We start from the raw sequence: 1,151 nt of genomic DNA, 5'->3' as shown, positions 1-1,151 counted from the left end.
TTTAGGATAAGCCCTCGACCGATTAGTATTCGTCAGCTACACACATTGCTGTGCTTCCACCCCGAACCTATCAACCTCGTCGTCTTCAAGGGGTCTTACATACTGGGAAATCTCATCTTGAGGGGGGCTTCACGCTTAGATGCTTTCAGCGCTTATCCCGTCCGTACTTGGCTACCCAGCGGTGCTCCTGGCGGAACAACTGGTACACCAGCGGTACGTCCATCCCGGTCCTCTCGTACTAAGGACAGCTCCTCTCAAATTTCCTGCGCCCGCGACAGATAGGGACCGAACTGTCTCACGACGTTCTGAACCCAGCTCGCGTACCGCTTTAATGGGCGAACAGCCCAACCCTTGGGACCTACTTCAGCCCCAGGATGCGATGAGCCGACATCGAGGTGCCAAACCTCCCCGTCGATGTGGACTCTTGGGGGAGATAAGCCTGTTATCCCCAGGGTAGCTTTTATCCGTTGAGCGATGGCCCTTCCATTCGGTACCACCGGATCACTAAGCCCGACTTTCGTCCCTGCTCGACTTGTAGGTCTCGCAGTCAAGCTCCCTTATGCCTTTGCACTCTTCGAATGATTTCCAACCATTCTGAGGGAACCTTTGGGCGCCTCCGTTACATTTTAGGAGGCGACCGCCCCAGTCAAACTGCCCGCCTGACACGGTCCCTCTACCGGTTTCACGGTAGTAGGTTAGAACTCCGATACGATCAGGGTGGTATCCCAACGTCGCCTCCACACAAGCTGGCGCTCATGCTTCAATGGCTCCCACCTATCCTGTACAGATCGTACCAAAGTCCAATATCAAGCTGCAGTAAAGCTCCATGGGGTCTTTCCGTCTTGTCGCGGGTAACCTGCATCTTCACAGGTATTAAAATTTCACCGGATCTCTCGTTGAGACAGCGCCCAAGTCGTTACGCCATTCNATGCTCTGCTCGCCTACCTGTGTCGGTTTGCGGTACGGGCACCTAGATCTCACTAGAGGCTTTTCTTGACAGCCGGAGTACATGACCTTCGCTACTGTAATTTTCGCTCCCCATCACAGCCCAGCCGTACGATTCGCGGATTTGCCTACGAATCAGCCTCACTGCTTGGACGGACTATTCCATCAGTCCGCGTCACTGCCCTTCTGTGTCACCCCATTGCTCA

The 1,151-nt window shown here is 54.4% G+C and carries 1 rRNA gene; it reads right to left on the bottom strand.

Annotation, left to right across the window (positions count from 1 at the left end):
* Positions 1–2 precede the first annotated feature (2 nt).
* A 23S ribosomal RNA gene (locus tag V8F51_RS31460) occupies positions 3–1,151 on the bottom strand; the annotation flags it as partial.

This window comes from Paenibacillus sp. YIM B09110 (assembly GCF_037167145.1).
Taxonomy (GTDB): Bacteria; Bacillota; Bacilli; order Paenibacillales; family Paenibacillaceae; genus Pristimantibacillus.
This window is presented reverse-complemented; position numbering and strand designations above follow the sequence as displayed.